Annotated in this window: 15 protein-coding genes; 7 read left to right on the top strand and 8 right to left on the bottom strand. The window is 38.4% G+C overall.

Annotated features, from left to right (window positions below):
- Positions 1 to 71: 71 nt before the first annotated feature.
- The 6 genes from ACLKML_RS18160 to ACLKML_RS18135 all read right to left on the bottom strand — a co-directional run bounded on the left by ACLKML_RS18160 (position 72) and on the right by ACLKML_RS18135 (position 6,528).
- Positions 72 to 917, bottom strand: a complete 846-nt coding sequence (locus ACLKML_RS18160) for an ABC transporter ATP-binding protein (protein ID WP_413284384.1) — start codon at positions 915 to 917, stop codon at positions 72 to 74.
- Positions 918 to 988: 71 nt separating this feature from the next.
- Positions 989 to 1,801, bottom strand: a complete 813-nt coding sequence (locus ACLKML_RS18155) for an ABC transporter ATP-binding protein (RefSeq protein WP_413284383.1) — start codon at positions 1,799 to 1,801, stop codon at positions 989 to 991.
- A 27-nt stretch (positions 1,802 to 1,828) separates the two neighbouring features.
- Positions 1,829 to 3,655: an extracellular solute-binding protein gene (locus ACLKML_RS18150; RefSeq protein WP_413284382.1), complete on the bottom strand. Its 1,827-nt coding sequence runs from the start codon at positions 3,653 to 3,655 to the stop codon at positions 1,829 to 1,831.
- A 26-nt stretch (positions 3,656 to 3,681) separates the two neighbouring features.
- Positions 3,682 to 4,728 carry an ABC transporter permease gene (locus tag ACLKML_RS18145; RefSeq protein ID WP_413284381.1) on the bottom strand — a complete coding sequence of 349 codons (1,047 nt, stop codon included), beginning with the start codon at positions 4,726 to 4,728 and terminating at the stop codon, positions 3,682 to 3,684.
- Between the two features lies 1 nt (position 4,729).
- Positions 4,730 to 5,758: an ABC transporter permease subunit gene (locus tag ACLKML_RS18140; protein WP_413284380.1), complete on the bottom strand. Its 1,029-nt coding sequence runs from the start codon at positions 5,756 to 5,758 to the stop codon at positions 4,730 to 4,732.
- 182 nt (positions 5,759 to 5,940) lie between these two features.
- The gene (locus tag ACLKML_RS18135) at positions 5,941 to 6,528 is read right to left on the bottom strand and encodes a TfoX/Sxy family DNA transformation protein (protein ID WP_413284379.1); all 588 of its coding nucleotides are present in this window, start codon (positions 6,526 to 6,528) and stop codon (positions 5,941 to 5,943) included.
- A gap of 356 nt (positions 6,529 to 6,884) precedes the next feature.
- Between ACLKML_RS18135 and ACLKML_RS18130 the strand changes: the two genes are divergently transcribed.
- From ACLKML_RS18130 to ACLKML_RS18110, 5 genes are all read left to right on the top strand, one after another.
- Complete coding sequence (locus ACLKML_RS18130) at positions 6,885 to 7,805, top strand: HDOD domain-containing protein (RefSeq protein WP_413284378.1); 921 nt, start codon at positions 6,885 to 6,887, stop codon at positions 7,803 to 7,805.
- A gap of 23 nt (positions 7,806 to 7,828) precedes the next feature.
- A complete protein-coding gene (locus tag ACLKML_RS18125) occupies positions 7,829 to 8,734 on the top strand; it encodes a lysine exporter LysO family protein (RefSeq protein WP_413284377.1) in 906 nt (301 codons plus the stop codon).
- 174 nt (positions 8,735 to 8,908) lie between these two features.
- The gene (locus ACLKML_RS18120; protein ID WP_413284376.1) at positions 8,909 to 9,421 is read left to right on the top strand and encodes a hypothetical protein; all 513 of its coding nucleotides are present in this window, start codon (positions 8,909 to 8,911) and stop codon (positions 9,419 to 9,421) included.
- Positions 9,422 to 9,544: 123 nt separating this feature from the next.
- Positions 9,545 to 11,188, top strand: a complete 1,644-nt coding sequence (panP, locus tag ACLKML_RS18115; protein ID WP_413284375.1) for a pyridoxal-dependent aspartate 1-decarboxylase PanP — start codon at positions 9,545 to 9,547, stop codon at positions 11,186 to 11,188.
- A gap of 384 nt (positions 11,189 to 11,572) precedes the next feature.
- Positions 11,573 to 12,427, top strand: a complete 855-nt coding sequence (locus ACLKML_RS18110) for a MurR/RpiR family transcriptional regulator (protein WP_413284374.1) — start codon at positions 11,573 to 11,575, stop codon at positions 12,425 to 12,427.
- A 191-nt stretch (positions 12,428 to 12,618) separates the two neighbouring features.
- Here ACLKML_RS18110 and ACLKML_RS18105 read toward each other — a convergent pair whose 3' ends face one another.
- A complete protein-coding gene (locus ACLKML_RS18105) occupies positions 12,619 to 13,818 on the bottom strand; it encodes an iron-containing alcohol dehydrogenase (protein WP_413284373.1) in 1,200 nt (399 codons plus the stop codon).
- Between the two features lie 283 nt (positions 13,819 to 14,101).
- Between ACLKML_RS18105 and ACLKML_RS18100 the strand changes: the two genes are divergently transcribed.
- Together ACLKML_RS18100 and ACLKML_RS18095 are read left to right on the top strand one after the other, a co-directional pair.
- On the top strand, positions 14,102 to 14,359 hold the full coding sequence (locus ACLKML_RS18100; RefSeq protein ID WP_317716630.1) for a GrxA family glutaredoxin: 258 nt from the start codon (positions 14,102 to 14,104) through the stop codon (positions 14,357 to 14,359).
- Between the two features lie 261 nt (positions 14,360 to 14,620).
- Complete coding sequence (locus tag ACLKML_RS18095) at positions 14,621 to 16,303, top strand: aspartate:alanine antiporter (protein WP_413284372.1); 1,683 nt, start codon at positions 14,621 to 14,623, stop codon at positions 16,301 to 16,303.
- A gap of 74 nt (positions 16,304 to 16,377) precedes the next feature.
- On the opposite strand, the gene fabV is transcribed toward ACLKML_RS18095, so the two are convergent.
- Positions 16,378 to 17,580 carry an enoyl-ACP reductase FabV gene (gene fabV, locus ACLKML_RS18090; RefSeq protein WP_413284371.1) on the bottom strand — a complete coding sequence of 401 codons (1,203 nt, stop codon included), beginning with the start codon at positions 17,578 to 17,580 and terminating at the stop codon, positions 16,378 to 16,380.
- Positions 17,581 to 17,750: the final 170 nt, after the last annotated feature.

Raw genomic sequence — 17,750 nt, 5'->3', positions numbered from 1 at the left:
ACCATTCTAAACCGAAGCTATTTTGCTTCGGTTTTTATTTAACTAGACTCTAAATATAATAATAGGGTTGGTTAATTTGTTTTTCGTTTTCTATATTTGGGATGAGAAACAGGAATCGCTGCTAGCAACTTTTTGGTATAAGCATTTTCTGGTTGTTGAAAAATCTGGTTAACAGGACCATATTCAACCACCTTACCGAAATACATTACTGCTACCCGGTCAGAAATATGCCTAACAACCGACAAATCATGAGAGATAAAAATCATCGCTAAGTCCATCTCTTGCTGAAGCTGCAATAACAAATCTAAAATCTGAGCTTGAACAGAAACATCAAGCGCTGAAACCGATTCATCACAAATGAGTAATTTAGGTTTTAAAGCGATGGCGCGTGCAATCCCAATCCGTTGCCTCTGTCCTCCAGAAAATTCATGTGGATAACGTTCTATCGACTCTGGAGTTAATCCGACCTTTGCTATTAACTCTTTAACCCATTGGTGACGTTCGACTTTGTTACCAATTCCATGAATGATAAAGGGCTCTTCTATTATCTTACCAACGGTATGACGTTGATTGAGTGACTCCAGAGGATCTTGAAATATAATCTGCATATCTTTACGCAACGGACGCATTTTCTTAACCGAATAATCCGTTATTTCAGAACCTTCAAAAAAAATCTTACCACCCGTTGGCTGATAAAGTTTGAGGATAGTTCGACCTAAAGTACTTTTTCCACAACCAGATTCTCCAACTAAACCTAATGTTTCTCCTTGCGCAACATGTAAGGACACACCATCAACCGCTTTCACAGTGTAGCCTCTTCTGAACACGCCACTGCCAGAAGTAAAATGCTGCTGCAGATTATCAACCCGAAGTACTTCTTTCTCATTAGAACTTGATTTTTTTTTCGGCTTATTCATCCATATACTCAAATATTCAATATTGGTTCTATCATCGATGTCGCTGTTTTGTTGCCAGGATTCGTGCTCTGTTATCCGTGTTCTACTGTCGGTATAAGCGACAACAGCTTTTTTGTGTATGCGTGAGTTGGGTTATCAAACAGTTCAAACACATCGGCGTTCTCTACTATCTTGCCATCAAGCATCACTGCCACTTCATCGCACATTTCCGCAACAACGCCTAAATCATGGGTAATAAATATCATCGCCATTCCCGTTTCATTTTGTAACTCCACCATTAAATCAAGAATGGAAGCTTGTACGGTCACATCTAATGCAGTCGTTGGTTCGTCACAAATCAGAATATCGGGTTTACATGCCAAGGCCATTGCGATCATCACTCTTTGTCGCATTCCACCCGATAAGTTGTGCGGATATTCATTTAATCTTTTTTCTGCATCAGGAATACGTACTTTACGTAACATTTCAAGTGACAATTGTTGCCGTTCAGATTTATTCAATTCTTTACGATGCAATACTAACACTTCGTCCAGCTGTACTTTAATTGTTTGCACAGGGTTCAATGCTGTCATTGGGTCTTGAAATATTATCGATATATTATTCCCTCTCATCTCATACATTTTATCGGCAGGTAGTTTTAGTAAATCGGTACCACGATAAATAATCTGACCTTTGCTTACTCGGCCATATGGCTTGGGAAGCAAGCCGAGAATCGACATGGAGGTGACACTTTTTCCACAACCGGATTCACCCACAAGACCAAGTGTCTTACCTTTTTTAACATCGAAATTCACACCATGCAGCACCTTGACCTCGCCATCATCGGTCAAAAATTCCGTTTCCAAGTCACGCACTTGTAAAATTACATCTGCTTGAGTCGTCAAATTAAGCCCTTAATGAGTAAATCGCTATCAAAATTTGTAGGTGTCATCAATTAATGTCACTGGTTTAAATGAAATACCTTCTTTAATAGCTTGCTTGGTTTCTTTTTTAACTTGGCTATCTATCCAATACGTCCCTAAATCCATCGGGGCACCAGTACTAAATAAACTGGACGTCTTTTTTGTCATCGGTTGGTCAGGAAACTTCATCCAGCGCCAATAGGCAACACGCGTGTATGGCACCATATAGCCAGGAATAATAATACCCGCATCGTCAACGACTTGTTGTATTTCACGCGATAATGCTTCGCGTTTCTCACGACTAAATTCGCTACGAAACTGCATAACCAATTTATCTAAACTTGGCGTACTGTAATTGGTAAAATTATTGGTTTGAGGTTTATTGGCATTATCTGAATGGAGATACTCCCAATATTGTGGTTGAGAACCGGACCCCATCGTATGAAATGAAATCTCATGCTTTTTCTCACTGACATATTTAAATGCAGAAGAGCCATCAATAAGATTTAAAGTGAACTCAACGCCTGCCAATTTTGCTTGTTCTTTTAAATATGCCAATCTTGGTGTGTGGAATCTTGCCGAATAAGTAATGGCGAAGGATAGTCGTTCACCTTTCTCATTCGCTCTAATTCCATCGCTACCTATTGTGCTAAAGCCCGCCTTGTCAAAAAATTCAGCCGCTAATGCTGGATCAAACTTAGGCGCGGTAATAGATTCGTTGGTAAATTTATCTTGCCCTACTCCCATACCATTTGGTTGACGAGAATAGTCACCTCTCAACACTTTTTCAATCATGCCATCAAAATCTGTCGCATGAGCAAGCCCTTTACGAACATTAATATCATTTAACTTAGGTTTGGCAGTGTTAAGCCACATGCCACCAGCACCTTGTGGCACTTGGTTAAATCCCCAAAACTTATGTACGTAGCCATTTTGATACATTTTTCCATTAGACTTTTCGTGCCACAAATTAGGTCGCACTAAAGGATATGAATCCAAATCGCCTTTTTCAAAATGTTTTCTGGTAATATCATCGTCACGAATCACTTGAATACGAATAGTGTCAACATTATAACGATTCTTATAATACGGATTACTATAGCCCCACCAATCTTGCCCTACATGTTTAAAGGTAATAGAGCGGCCTTTTTTGACTTTATCTATCGCGTAAGCCCATGTTGTCGGCTCAGCTTTAAAGTTATATTTGCGTACAAAATTGTCATCAATTCCATCGCCATTTTTATCCACATCAGGTTTATAAAAATGTTTTGGTCTTGGCGCAAGATTAGTACTTTCTAACAAATCTTTTTTATCTTTCGCCTCAGATAAGGTAATCGATATGGTGTGGTCATCGTACTTAGTTACGTCTTGCAAGACTGTTGAATAATAAGTGTTGTACCAGGGAGCTACGATATCTTTTGAGCGCATTAACGTTAAAATAAACGTAAAATCATCTGCTGTCACTGGTTGGCCGTCAGACCATTTGGCCTGCGGGTTTAATCGAAAATAAACGGTACGATTATCATCACTAAACGCCCATTCATTAGCAAGATCTGGTATCCACTCATCTGTATTAGGATGCTTGTTGACTAGTGCAGGATGCGCATCGAGTAACCAAGATCTAAACGAGCCATTTGCATCAGGTCCTACGGTTCTAAAGGTTTGTGGAAAACTGCTAATAGAAGTTCGAAATGTGCCACCAAATTGGGCTTTATCAGAAGCAAAAAGAGGTTCATCCACATTGGTTTCCCAAGTCAAACCAGCTGGCAGAACTTGATCGGCCCAAACAGAAACTGAAAAACTGGAAAGTAGAATAACTGATAGAATTTTTTTCATTTCCATATCCTTATGTACAAAAATTATTAGATGTAGCGGGTGAATTTTTTCGGATCAAATGCCGCTCTAACAGCCTCTCCAATAAACGTTACCATCACCAAAACTGAAACGATAGAGGTAACCACTGACATAACAATCCATGGCGAGTCTAAATTAGATTTCCCTTGCTGTAGTAACTCTCCCCAGGAGGGGGTTGGAGGCATTAAACCAAGCCCTAAATAATCTAATGCAGTCAGTGCAGTTATATTTCCCGCAATGGTAAATGGCGCAAGTGTCACTATCATAACCATTGTATTAGGCAAAATATGTTTAAAAATAATACGAGACGTTGATGCGCCTAACGCTTTTGCTGCTAAAACATATTCTCTCGCTGACTCTTTATAAGTCATGGTTCTCATATACCATGTCATTCCCATCCAACCAAACAACACATTTATAAACACAAACAATGTAAAAGTTGGTTGAATAATAGAGACTAAAATCATAATCACGTACAAGAACGGTACCATGGACCATACTTCAATCACTCTTTGGAAAATAAGATCAAACTTGCCGCCCCAAAAGCCCATCGCACAACCAATTGTTGTTCCTATTGCATAAGAGATCACCATGGTAATCAGCGCAAACCCCATAGCAATTCTGAAACCATAAATTAATCTGGCTAAAATATCTCGGCCTATAATATCGGTTCCTAAATAGTGCTCATTAGCCACGCTTGGTGGTGTTGGAGGATAATCAGTAGAAAAATCTTGTTCATACGGGTTCCAAGGTATGATTGGCATAAGCACAAAATTACCTTTATCTTCCTCAATAAATTGTTGTTTTAATTCTCTATAGTTAGTTTCAGATAAGTACTCTAAACCAAACTCGGTTCCTAATCTCACATCGGTTAAGATTGGGAAACTATATTCACCTTGGTAACGAACCACCAAAGCTTTACTATTGACTAATAATTCGGCGACGAGAGACAACAGCAGTAATGTGGTAAGAATAATTAGTGACCAATAGCCACGTTTGATCTCTTTGAAACGTCGAATTTTCTTTTGCGTTAAGGGATCGAATTTAAAAGCCATATTATTCCCCAAACTTAACTCGTGGATCGACCAAAGCGACACAGATGTCTGACAAAATATTGCCAATTAATAGCATCACTGCGTTGATCGCAACAATACCCATTACAACCGGATAATCTCTTTCTACGATAGATTCGTACCCTAACAAACCAATACCATCAATATCAAAAATAACTTCAATTAAAAAAGAGCCAGTCATAAAAAATAATAACGAATTACCAAAATGACTAGCGATAGGGATCAGGCTATTTCTTAACGCATGTTTACGAACCGCTTGATTAAATGGCAGGCCTTTCGCGATTGCAGTTCGGATATAGTCAGCCGATAAATTTTCCATCAAATTATTCTTCATGGTCATAGTTAATGTAGCGAAATCACCAATCAAATAGCAAATCAGTGGCAAAATAGCATGCCACAAAATGTCTTTAACTTGTTCGGAAAAACTTTCCAAATCATCAAAATCATCGCCTACAAAACCGCCCATTGGGAACCATTCTAGATTATAAGCAAACCAAGTAATCAGTAGCACACCAACAATATAACCAGGCAACGCATAACCAATAAAAATCGCTATCGAGGACAAAGAATCAAACACGGAGCCATGTTTAAGCGCTTTGTAGTAACCTAAAGGAATTGAAATAAAGTAGGCGATAAAGAAAGTCATTCCACCGTAAAATAACGAAACCGGAAGGCGTTCGGCTATCATATCGGTCACTGGTTCATAATATCGTGTCGATTCACCAAAATCGAGCGTCACTATTTTAGTTAACCATTGCCAGTACGCTTCAGCAACGGGTTTGTCTAGGCCATAGAAAGCGTTGAGTTGGGCTATTTGGTCGTCTGATAAAGCAGAGCTTGCACCAATATCACTCGTGACGGCAGAAATCTCGCTACTATTAAACTGCATGCTAGAAAGAATTCGCTCAACAGGGCCTCCGGGAACGAGGCGAGTGATGGCAAAGATTAAAATAGTGATCCCAATAAACGTTGGAACTACTAACATCATTCGGCGTAAAAAATAATCAAACACTACTTACCACTCTCCTTATCCTTGATTTTAACACTCCTAACCTTCCTGTTATAACACAACCTATGTTCTGAGCAATCATATAGGCAAATTAAGATCCACTTCCAGAAAACATTGCCTTTTTATTTTTTACAAAAATAAAAAGGCCTAGCATAAGCTAGGCCTGACTTGTAACGGTAATACAACTAGAGCGAATCGTACGTGCGCTTTAGTTCTTTTTTAGTTTTGGCATCAATTAACATCCAATGGACACCATTTATCGCTCCTGCAAACTTCCATAGCAATCGATAATCAACCTTCTTACCATATTGCTGTTTAACTTTTTGGTAAACCCCGACCGCACCAAGGCTAATAAAAAAATCGACATCTGATACCCCTGACTTTATAACCATTCGTTCTAAGGTCAACCGCATATTGGGCAGATCTCGAAGTCTCTTTTTTCGATTCAAACGATAATACTCTCGATATTCTATTGAAATACATATTGAGCGACGAATAAGAGTAGAGAGTCCAGCATAGCCTTGATAGTATAGCTCTGTAATATCATAATAGTTTACCGTTACTATTCCTTGCTTTTTAATATGACGATATCGGCTGCAACCGAGCGCTACCAATTCACTGTCTAATATACCTCCGCCTCTTAAATAGAAATGTGTATCTGTTATTAATAAATACATGGCATTGTCAGAAAACAAGCCAACACCTCCAAACATAGAGTGCTTTTCATAAGCTCCAAATTTTTTTGCGTACTCATAAAAACATAAATTATCCATTCTACGTCCCTATGCGCTTTCACGCTGTCATGTTGTAAACATCGATGCTGCTAATGCTACAATTGTGTATTATTGGTCATTATTAAACCAATTTCGATATTACTGCTTAAAGTCTATTTGGTTGCATATTAAATAGGATTATAAGCACATTAACTTTTTATTTACGGCTCACCTCACAACAATTGAACAAAAAATGTTCGATTTTTCTCATCGTTGTAAAAGTTTATTTTTCACTTGCCCTTGTAAAACCTCAAATTGCGAGATTGATGCTAAAACAATAAAATTAATCAGATTTGATAGTGGTACAGATAGTCACGCCCATGTAATATTACAAACAAGAAAATAGGAAAAACCACATGAATCATTTATCTTTTTTTTGGCTTCCAGAAGATGAGAAAGCCCTTTTTGAAGGTCTGGAATCTGAATTCGCCCAATTGGTTGAACAATCAATTAACAGCGGAAAAATAACCCTACCTCCAATACCTGAGGTTGTCTTAAAAATTCAGAAGCTCAGCACATTAGAAGACTCTTGTGTTTCGGATGTAGCAGAATGTTTAATTGAAGATCCCGGTTTAACTGCCGTTGTTATTAGGGTTGCAAATTCGGTTATATTCAATCGTCGTAATATTACTTGTAACGATATTCAAACCGCAATTTCTAGGTTGGGTATTTATCGAGTAAGAGATATCGTTACCGCACAGTCAATTGAACAATTAAAAAACTGCACCCACTTATCCAAAGAATGCCGTAAAATATTACTAAATAGCGCCGCTCGTTCACGAGAGTTAGCAGCAACTATGTTATTAATCACACAATCAATACAGGCTTATTCTCCTAGTGAATACGGTAATCTAGAAATAGAAAAAGCTCTACTAGTTGGACTACTTGCCGATATCGGTTTGTTTTGTTTAGTTAATGAATACCACTTTTATTTGGAACGCGGTAACTATTTAAAGGAACAATTAGCGATACGTATATTCGAATCCCGCTGCCCTATTATTAGCGAACTTGTTCTTAAACATTGGATGTTTGATGAAGATTATATTGAAGTGGCAACCAATGAAGAGCGTTATCAACCTAGACAAAAAATCAATTATTTAGATATAGCACGAATTGCTCATCATCTGCTGATGTATCGGAAACAAGATCAGGCGATTGATGAACATTATGTAGAAATCAATGTTGCAGGTGCCAATGCAATGTACGAATTAAGCAACCTAACGACGAGCGAGTTTAACAAACGTCTTGCAGATGTCATGAATTCCACCGGGCTATAAGCTCAAATATTACAGGTTAAACCATGTTTTCAGGTATGATTTTTATCTTTGCACCACTTATCGTGGGGTATTTTTTCGCTATCTCCGACAAAAAATTACTCAATCATATCAATGCCTATACTGCTCAGCTTATTTACGTCATTTTATTTCTAATGGGATTGAGTTTAGCCGCACTGGATAACTTAAGCAGTAATCTCCAAACTATTCTAAAATATACTGCCACATTTTTTGTCTTACTCGGCTTATGCAATCTGCTTGCTTTACCGTTAGTCGATAAACTATTTCCATTAAAAACCGAGCAATCTAAACAGAAAATTCCATTGTCATCAATGGCTCTTGAATCCGTTAAGCTCATTGTCGTTGTAGGTGCAGGGTTAATGATCGGTTTAATTCTCAACTTTGATCTTAGTTGGGTTGATACCGCCAGTGAATGGATTTTATTTCTACTATTGTTTTTAATTGGTATCCAATTACGTAATAGTGGACTGAGCCTCAAGCAAATATTACTCAATAAACACGGAATGATTATTGCCCTGGTGATTATTATCACCTCTTGGATTGGTGGCATATTATCAGCACTATGGCTTGAAATCCCTATAGCGCAGGGGCTGGCTATGTCGTCAGGGTTTGGTTGGTATTCTCTTTCCGGTATTCTAATGGGCGATGCATTTGGTCCAATATTTGGTGGTGCCTCATTTATGATAGAATTATTAAGAGAGTTGTTCGCTTTAGTTATGATACCTATGCTAATACAAAGTCGGCCATGCAGTGCCATCGGCTATGCTGGAGCAACTGCTATGGATTTTACGCTACCTATAATTCAAACATCAGGTGGCGTAAAATGTGTGCCTGTTGCTATCGTTAGTGGTTTTATTTTAAGCTTATTTGTGCCTGTATTTATGCTGTTTTTCGTATCACTAAGTACATAATTATCAAAATAGGTATCATGTGCCAAAAATTGAAAATGTTAGCGACATCTCATCGAAACTGTTGATGAGATGTTACTTTTTGCTACATTAGTGTAAACTTGATTACCTCAAATCTTAGTTGTTGCAAATCGCAATAATGACTTATTCATCCTAAATTTTGACCAAGGAACGTAAATGAAACGCTTTCTCTTTGCCGCTCTATTATGCAGCGCCTCTACACTGTCCCAAGCCGCAGATACCCAGTGTCTTACAGGCAAGTATGACTCGTATATTGATGCATCTCTGACTTGGTACCAAGATTTAATTACATTGACCACTGAACAATATCCAGATTTAGAAGAAGTTGGGGCCTGGTTCTATAATGGTAGAAAAAATCACTTTGAACTCAATCGTGCTGCGGTGCATGTCTTTCTAGAAGAAAACACCAGTAAAGTGGCAACCGAGCAACCGATAGAAGCTTGGTTGAAGCTTGAACAAGTTGATGTGAAAGCGTTGGCAAGTCGTACTGATGAACTTGGTAAATTAGCATCGGTTAGCTTTAACGATAGGCAATCAAAACCACACGAAAAAAATTACCAACTTCGTTCTGCGTTTGCAGATTTATTAAGTCACCCTAACAAAATCGACTCTGTTCTGAGTAAGTACAATAACGCAATTGCAAAAACAGAAAACATTAACTGTATGTAATTCTGAATTTTTTTGTTATATGCATGATAATTGAATTTTCATAATTAGAGCGGGACATTGTTCCCGTTTTCGTTTAGATTAATCGCCTTAAAATAGCCACTAGTATTTGTCTACCTCGTTTGTATGATATCTGAAAATAAAATAGCAGACGTAAGCTTTGAACGCTTACTCAAAATTTTTACTGTCCCAGAAGCTCCTACTTCGGCACTTTCCTTGATCGAAAAAAAACTCTCTGAGAATTTAAATGCATTTCTCGGAGAACATATTGTTGCTGAAGAAAAACCTCTGAATGAGATTGAAAAAGAATTTTCACAATGTTCTATTCCTGAAACTCCTACTTTTGTTTCAGATCATACGCAGCACTTACTCAACACGGTTGTTTCTCATTCGGTTCACACCTCAGCACCTAGCTTTATCGGCCACATGACGTCCGCCCTACCATATTTTCTTATGCCGCTATCTAAAATCATGATTGCGCTAAACCAAAACCTGGTCAAAATTGAAACATCAAAAGCATTCACACCGTTAGAAAGACAAGTTCTAGGCATGTTACATGGTTTAATTTATCAGCAGCACGACTCGTTCTACCAAAAATGGATGCACAGCGCGAAGCACTCGTTAGGCGCATTCTGCTCTGGCGGTACTATTGCTAATATTACCGCACTGTGGGTAGCGAGAAATAATGCGTTAAAAGCAGACCGTGATTTTACCGGAGTAGAAAACCAAGGCTTATACCGTGCAATGAAACACTACGGTTATGACGGATTAGCCATATTAGTTTCAGATAAAGGGCATTATTCATTAAAGAAAGCCATTAACATTCTCGGTATAGGTCAGGACAGTTTAGTCTCGATTAAAACGGATAATAACAGCCGCATCTGTATCGCTGATCTTGAGAAAAAAATCGGCGAATTAAAGCAGCAAAACATCAAACCTTTCGCCATTGTTGGTGTAGCAGGCACAACGGAAACGGGCAATATCGACCCTCTCAAAAAACTGGCTGAAATCAGTCAACGTGAACACTGCCATTTTCATGTTGACGCAGCTTGGGGTGGTGCAACGTTAATGTCTAATAACAATCGTCACCTTTTAGATGGTATTGAACTTGCCGACTCAGTCACTATAGATGCGCATAAACAGCTTTATATTCCAATGGGTGCAGGAATGGTGTTATTTAAAAACCCTGATGCCATGTCTGCAATAGAACACCATGCTGAATATATTTTACGTAAAGGCTCGAAAGATCTTGGCAGCCATACATTAGAAGGGTCTCGTTCTGGGATGGCAATGTTAGTTTATTCCAGCATGCACATTATCAGCCGCCCAGGTTACGAACTTCTTATTGATCAAGGTATAAATAAAGCCAAGTATTTTGCCAATCTTATTGGCCAACAAGACGATTTTGAGTTAATTTCTGAACCCGAACTGTGCTTATTAACTTACCGCTATATTCCACCGTTAGCGATTAGAGCCTTAAGCGTGGCGGATACTAAGCAAATCAAACATCTGCACAAACTGCTCAACGACTTAACTCAATATATTCAAAAGCGCCAACGCGAAGAAGGCAAAACCTTTGTTTCACGAACCAAGCTCAACCCTCATCGTTGGGGCAAAATGGATACGATTGTATTTAGAGTAGTATTAGCCAACCCGTTAACCACCGAGCAAATATTACAATCGGTTTTAGACGAACAACGACAGATAGCCACTGGCAGTGGCTCGTTACTGAACGAAATAACCAAACTATCTCAACACATCCTGGCTTAATGTTATTATTCAAACAGTATATGAATCGATAAATGTAATTTTTTTTCTAAATCTTGTAATTCAGTCGTCAATAAAGACACCCTAGCGATTATATTTTGTACATATATTGAGGTTTAACCTTCCAAACTGAAATTTTGTTTGAAGTTTGTCATAGAATAGCCAATTAATAGACGATATAGTTCTGTTTTGTTTCAGACACACTGACGGTTGGGTTTATACTCATGTTAGAGTGAGTTGTATTAATGCTGTTTATTTTATAACAGCTTATCATTCTTTTTAGTTCGTCGATTTTGATGAACTGAGTTTTATTTTTAGATTACACTTTTTTACATTAGATTGGCTTAAAGCCAAACGCTTATTTGCAGCAAACGACTAGATAATATTATGAATACACTGGAAAAAATCCAAAAAAGCCTTGAAAGTTTCAGTAAATCTGAACGAAAAGTAGCCGAAGTTATTATGGCATCACCACAAACCGCTATTCATTCAAGTATTGCCACGCTTGCCAAAATGGCCGATGTAAGTGAGCCTACTGTAAACCGGTTTTGTAGAAGGTTAGATACCAAAGGCTTTCCTGATTTTAAACTTCATCTTGCGCAGAGCTTAGCTAACGGTACGCCGTATGTTAATAGGAACGTAGAAGAAGATGATGGTCCTGATGCGTATACACATAAAATATTTGAATCGACAATGGCTTGTCTTGATGTTGCAAAAAACAGTTTAGACCCAATTCAAATAAATCGAGCGGTCGATCTGCTTACTCAAGCAAAACGTATTTCATTCTTTGGCCTCGGGGCATCTTCTGCCGTCGCTAAAGATGCTCAAAATAAATTCATCCGATTTAATATTCCGATCGCTTGTTTTGAAGATATCGTTATGCAAAGAATGAGTTGCATTAACTGCACGGATAACGATGTCATTGTGTTAGTGTCACACACTGGCCGAACCAAGAGTATGGTTGAAGTGGCTAAATTAGGCAGAGAAAATGGTGCAACCGTTATTGCAATCACTGCCAAAGATTCACCGCTCGATAAAGCCGCGTCTTTATCGATTACTTTAGATGTACCAGAAGATACTGATGTTTATATGCCGATGGCCAGTCGTGTGGTGCAAATGACTGTTATTGATGTATTAGCGACTGGATTTACATTGCGTCGTGGCTCTGGATTTAGAAACAACTTGAGACGCGTTAAAGACGCGTTAAAAGATTCTCGCTACGATAAAATTACTCAATTTTAATCTCATATCTCTGGGTATTTCTGAAACAAAGTATGCGCAACGACTAAGCCAAGCCGATTGGTATCTTCCGACTTGGCAGTTTGCTCTATATTACGTTTCTCCGCATTGATTATCGTTAACTTGCTCTATTGCTCTTATATTTAGAAGCTGATTGTCTTTAGAAGCAAATAGTATTTAGAGACAAATAGTATTTAGAGGCAAATCGTACTTAAAGGTAAATTTTCATCATTTGAATTTTCTTCGCAAGAACAAACTTGCTTTAATATGAAAACTAGCCGGTCTTGATTAAGCGGTATTGGATTACCTTTAATCGATACCGATTGCAACGCATCTTGAGCCACTTGGCTAAATGAAGTTTTACAAATACCAAAGTCATTCAAATTTGGCAACTGCAAATGCTCTAGCATGCCCTCTACCCAAACAACGCTATCAAGATAATCCGCCTGATTATTTTGTGTTAGTATTTTCGCAATTTCTCTGTAGCGGAGCAAAATATCATTACGACCTTGCGCTTCTGCCGCTTTAATATTTTCTTTCATGACAAAAGGAGCTAACCTAGCGGCAATGATGCTGTGAGGCGCCTCTATTTTCCCACCAAGTGAAGAAGCAAGGCCATGTGCGGCACCTAATTTGGCATTGCTAATGGCCATCCCACCCAAACAAGCAGCAAAAGATAGGTCAGATAGTGATTTATAATCATTATTTTTACACCCAGGAACAATAGCTAACGCTAGTCTTCTTAACCCCTCTTCACACACCATATCTGTTAGCGGATTAGGCGACCCGCATACATAAGATTCCATGAGATGTGTAAAGGTTTCAAGCGCCCCTCTGCTTAAAATTGTTTTATCTGTATCGTAAGTCAATACTGGATCAATAATCGCAACATCAGGCAGTATATCTGGAGAACGAAGGCTCACTTTAACTTTATCTTGGCCCGATCTTAATACTGCTTTATTGGACACTTCTGATCCAGTGCTCGCAGTAGTAGGAATGGCAATGAAGGGAAGAGGCTTAGTTTTAAGTGGCACATTTCGACCCACTACTTCTACGTAATCATAGACACTGCCTTGATTAGGGATAACAGCTGACAGTGCTTTCCCCATATCAATCGCACTGCCACCACCAATTGCAACTACCATATCTGGTCTGAATTTTCGTCCGACCATAGAGATCTCTTCTACCATTGTGATATTGGGTTCGCCTGATATAGAAACATGCTGATATCGCATATTTTGACTATTGAAATAGTTAATCACACTCTCTGCACGTTGTTTACTTTTTCCAGTAACCAACAACACACTGTAGCCATATTGATTGAAAATAGACAATGATGCATTAAGCGCGCCTTCACCAAATACAATCTTTGCAGATGTCATAAACTGGAACATGTCAACTCCCTAAACATTAAGTGCAGTTAGGTTGCTAGAGTTTTCGATCTAAAAAATTGATTTAATACAACTCACTGACACTCTTTTCGCTACCTTTTCAAAATTTTGTATTTGCTCACAATTTTAACTTCATCTTACATCGTTACATTGACCTCCTTCGAAAATAAATAAGAATGAGACTATCGTTGATAGCCTTAGCCTATTGTAGTCAAAGGTTAATCCATCTTTATTTTCTGATTGTATTAGTGCATAGTGACAGCATAATAGAATGAGGAGTTAATTTATGTTTGTTGTGATTTTCGGTCGTCCTGGATGCCCTTTTTGTGTTCGTGCTAAAGATATTGCAGAATCTTTAAAAGAAAGTCGTGAAGACTTCAATTATCGTTATGTAGACATCCATGCAGAAGGTATTAGCAAAGCTGATCTAGAAAAAACTGTCGGTAAACCAGTAGAAACTGTGCCACAAATATTCGTAGATCAAGATCATGTTGGTGGTTGTACTGAATTTGAAGCATATGCGAGAGAGAATTTAGATTACTAATCTAACAGACTCGTTTATTAGTAACTAAATTTGAATTTATATAATTTTAAGGTCCGCATATAGTGGGCCTTTTTTGTATGTACAAGACAACCAATTAATTTTATTACCACCTACAAACTTTATTACAGCCAGAAAACTTTCATTTTTACAATAGATTACTAATATCAATAAAAAACATTATCCCACCTTATTTTTTAATTATATTGGTATACAATTACACTATCATCCTGTCCACGACACCTTAAACCTTGAGTTAACACTGTGAATATTGACGTTGCTTTAATCCTCGAACAAAATCAAATATTACTCGTCTTTGTTGTATTGGCGATGGGTCTGGCTATTGGGAAAATTCGGTTTGGCGGTTTTCAATTAGGCAATTCTATCGGCGTGTTAATTACCGCTTTAGTTATGGGTAATATCGGTTTTTCAATCGGTAATGAAGCATTAACTATCGGGTTTATGCTTTTTATTTACAGCGTAGGTATAGAAGCAGGTCCAAACTTTTTTAGTATCTTTTTTAGAGACGGCAAACACTATTTTTTATTGAGTCTGATTGTACTGGTTTCAGCCGTATCACTGACGTATTTTTTTAGTCACGCGCTTGACATAGAATTTGGTTTATCGGCTGGACTCATGGCAGGGGCATTAACTGCTACGCCAGTTTTAGTTGGCGCTCAAGACGCATTAAACTCTGGGTTAGCAACCCTACCAAGAAATATGGATATGGATTTAGTAATGAAAAACCTATCCGTTGGCTACGCCTTGGCCTATCTGGTTGGTTTAATAAGTATGATTCTGTTTGCAAAATTATTACCAAAGCTACAAAAACAAGATTTACATGACAGTGCCGAACAAATAGCACAAGAAAGGGGCATTGGTAATGCGGCACAAAAAAAAGTTTACCTGCCTATTATTCGAGCATACCGAGTAGGACAAGAGTTAACCAACTGGATTGACGGTAAAAATCTTCGTGAACTAGGTATTTATCGGCAAACAGGCTGTTACATTGAACGAATTCGACGCAATGGCATACTCGCCCACCCTGATGGTGATGCGATACTTCAGGATGGAGATGAAATAGCCTTAGTCGGCTTTCCTGATAGTCACGCAAGGCTTGAACCAAGTTTTAGAAATGGTAAAGAAGTATTTGACCGAAACTTACTTGATCTACGTATTGTGGAAGAAGAAATCGTGGTTAAAAGCGATAGCATTGCGGGTAAAAAACTATCCGAACTCAATTTATCGGAGTATGGCTGCTTTTTAAATCGAGTTGTTCGAGCACAAATAGAAATGCCAATGGACCTTAATATCATGCTCGCTAAAGGTGATATTCTGCAAGTTAGTGGTGAGAAAAGTCGTGTATTAGGTTTAGCCGAACGTATTGGTTTTATCTCTATACATAGTCAAATGGCTGATCTACTCGCTTTTTGTAGTTTTTTTATTCTAGGCATTTTATTTGGATTAATCACCATGACATTTGGTCAAGTGACTTTTGGATTAGGTAATGCTGTTGGCCTTCTGATTTCTGGAATTACGCTAGGCTTTTTAAGAGCAAACCACCCAACTTTTGGTTATGTTCCTCAAGGTGCTTTAAATATGGTAAAAGACCTTGGCTTAATGTTTTTTATGGCTGGAATCGGACTTAGTGCTGGCGGTAATTTGTTTACCTTTATGAATCAAGTTGGGTTACAAATTGTTTTTATCAGTTTAATCGTAAGTGTCGTCCCTGTTGTATTTGCTTATCTTGTGGGCGCTTACGTATTTAAAATGAATAGAGCTTTATTATTTGGTGCAATTATTGGTGCCAGAACTTGCGCCCCAGCAATGGATATTGTGAATGGGTACGCCCGATCAACGATTCCTGCACTAGGTTATGCAGGCACTTACGCTATAGCGAATATCTTGATGACCTTAGCCGGAACCTTGCTCATTATTTTAAGTTAGTTATTTAATTAAATGGTTTTGAAAAAGATATAAAAAAACGCTCAATAGAGCGTTTTTTTAATTTAAAGATTCGATTAGATATCAATCACGTCAAAAGCAACTTCTGTACTTACATCCGCTTCATAATCGACACCATCGACACCAAAACCAAACAACTTCAGAAATTCTTCTTTATATTCAACATAATCTGTCAGGTCTTTTAGGTTATCAGTTGTGATTTGAGGCCATAAATCACGGCAGTATTGTTGAATGTCATCACGTAGTTCCCAGTCGTCAAGACGTAGGCGGTTACACTCATCAACTTCTGGACTAGAACCATCTTGTTTGTATAAACGTTGGCTGAACATACGTTGAATTTGCTCAATACATCCTTCATGCACACCTTCTTCTCGCATTTTCTTAAACACCATCGCGATATAAAGTGGCATTACGGGTATCGCAGAGCTTGCTTGCGTAACAACAGATTTAAGCACTGCCACGTTAGCACTACCATTGTAGGCGTATAACTTCTCATTAAGCGCTAGAGCTGCACGGTCTAAATCCATTTTCGCTTTGCCTAAGGCACCATCCCAGTAAATAGGCCAGGTTAACTCAGTACCAATATAACTATAGGCAACAGTTTTACATCCCTCTGCTAACACATCCGCTTCAGCTAATGCATTCATCCATAGTTCCCAATCTTGACCGCCCATTACTGTCACAGTATCGTCAATTTCTTGCTCGGTTGCAGGGTCGATGCTGGCTTCAATGATCATATCTTTATTGGTATCAACTGCGGTAGATGAATATGTCTCACCTATTGGTTTGAGGCTAGAGCGTACTAACTCTCCAGTTTCTGGCAATTTACGGACGGGAGATGCGAGTGAGTAAACAACTAAATCAATTTGTCCAAGATCTTGCTTAATCAAATCAACGGTTTTCTGTTTGGCTTCATTGGAGAATGCATCGCCATTTAGGCTTTTAGCATATAGGCCTTCTTCATGCGCTAATTTATCAAACGCAGCCGCATTATAAAAACCAGCTGTTCCCGGTTTTCTTTCTGTACCCGCTTTTTCAAAGAACACACCGATGGTAGATGCACCACCACCAAATGCAGCAGTAATACGAGAAGACATCCCATAACCACTAGAAGAACCAACAACCAAAACACGTTTCGGCGCGTTTGCGATTGGGCCTTGTGCTTTAGTGTAGTCAATTTGCTCCTTGATATTCGCTTCACAGCCAACAGGATGGGTAGTAGTACAGATGAAACCACGAATTCTAGGTTTTATGATCATTTTCAGCGTCCTTTAATGTAAGACTAAGGCAACGATAAATAATGTTGCCGCAAATATTTTGAGTAGGATAAAAGGATAATAAACAAATCGCATCAATTTTCTCACAAATTGTGATTAAATATGAAGTGGTTGGAGTAGTTCACAACCGGTCAATGCGCTAAATCAGGTAT

This window comes from Vibrio sp. MA40-2, assembly GCF_047302445.1.
Classification (GTDB): domain Bacteria; phylum Pseudomonadota; class Gammaproteobacteria; order Enterobacterales; family Vibrionaceae; genus Vibrio.
The sequence above is the reverse complement of the archived record's forward strand: the minus strand, read 5'-3'. Positions and strand labels throughout refer to the sequence as shown.

What these genes read in the sequence shown, in the direction of transcription:
- panP (WP_413284375.1), top strand. Translation starts at nt 9,545, where the DNA reads ATGATATCTGAAAATAAAATAGCAGACGTAAGCTTTGAACGCTTACTC.
- ACLKML_RS18160 (WP_413284384.1), bottom strand. Translation starts at nt 917, where the DNA reads ATGAATAAGCCGAAAAAAAAATCAAGTTCTAATGAGAAAGAAGTACTT.
- ACLKML_RS18110 (WP_413284374.1), top strand. Translation starts at nt 11,573, where the DNA reads ATGAATACACTGGAAAAAATCCAAAAAAGCCTTGAAAGTTTCAGTAAA.
- ACLKML_RS18125 (WP_413284377.1), top strand. Translation starts at nt 7,829, where the DNA reads ATGTTTTCAGGTATGATTTTTATCTTTGCACCACTTATCGTGGGGTAT.
- ACLKML_RS18130 (WP_413284378.1), top strand. Translation starts at nt 6,885, where the DNA reads ATGAATCATTTATCTTTTTTTTGGCTTCCAGAAGATGAGAAAGCCCTT.
- ACLKML_RS18150 (WP_413284382.1), bottom strand. Translation starts at nt 3,655, where the DNA reads ATGAAAAAAATTCTATCAGTTATTCTACTTTCCAGTTTTTCAGTTTCT.
- ACLKML_RS18135 (WP_413284379.1), bottom strand. Translation starts at nt 6,528, where the DNA reads ATGGATAATTTATGTTTTTATGAGTACGCAAAAAAATTTGGAGCTTAT.
- ACLKML_RS18120 (WP_413284376.1), top strand. Translation starts at nt 8,909, where the DNA reads ATGAAACGCTTTCTCTTTGCCGCTCTATTATGCAGCGCCTCTACACTG.
- fabV (WP_413284371.1), bottom strand. Translation starts at nt 17,580, where the DNA reads ATGATCATAAAACCTAGAATTCGTGGTTTCATCTGTACTACTACCCAT.
- ACLKML_RS18145 (WP_413284381.1), bottom strand. Translation starts at nt 4,728, where the DNA reads ATGGCTTTTAAATTCGATCCCTTAACGCAAAAGAAAATTCGACGTTTC.
- ACLKML_RS18100 (WP_317716630.1), top strand. Translation starts at nt 14,102, where the DNA reads ATGTTTGTTGTGATTTTCGGTCGTCCTGGATGCCCTTTTTGTGTTCGT.
- ACLKML_RS18105 (WP_413284373.1), bottom strand. Translation starts at nt 13,818, where the DNA reads ATGTTCCAGTTTATGACATCTGCAAAGATTGTATTTGGTGAAGGCGCG.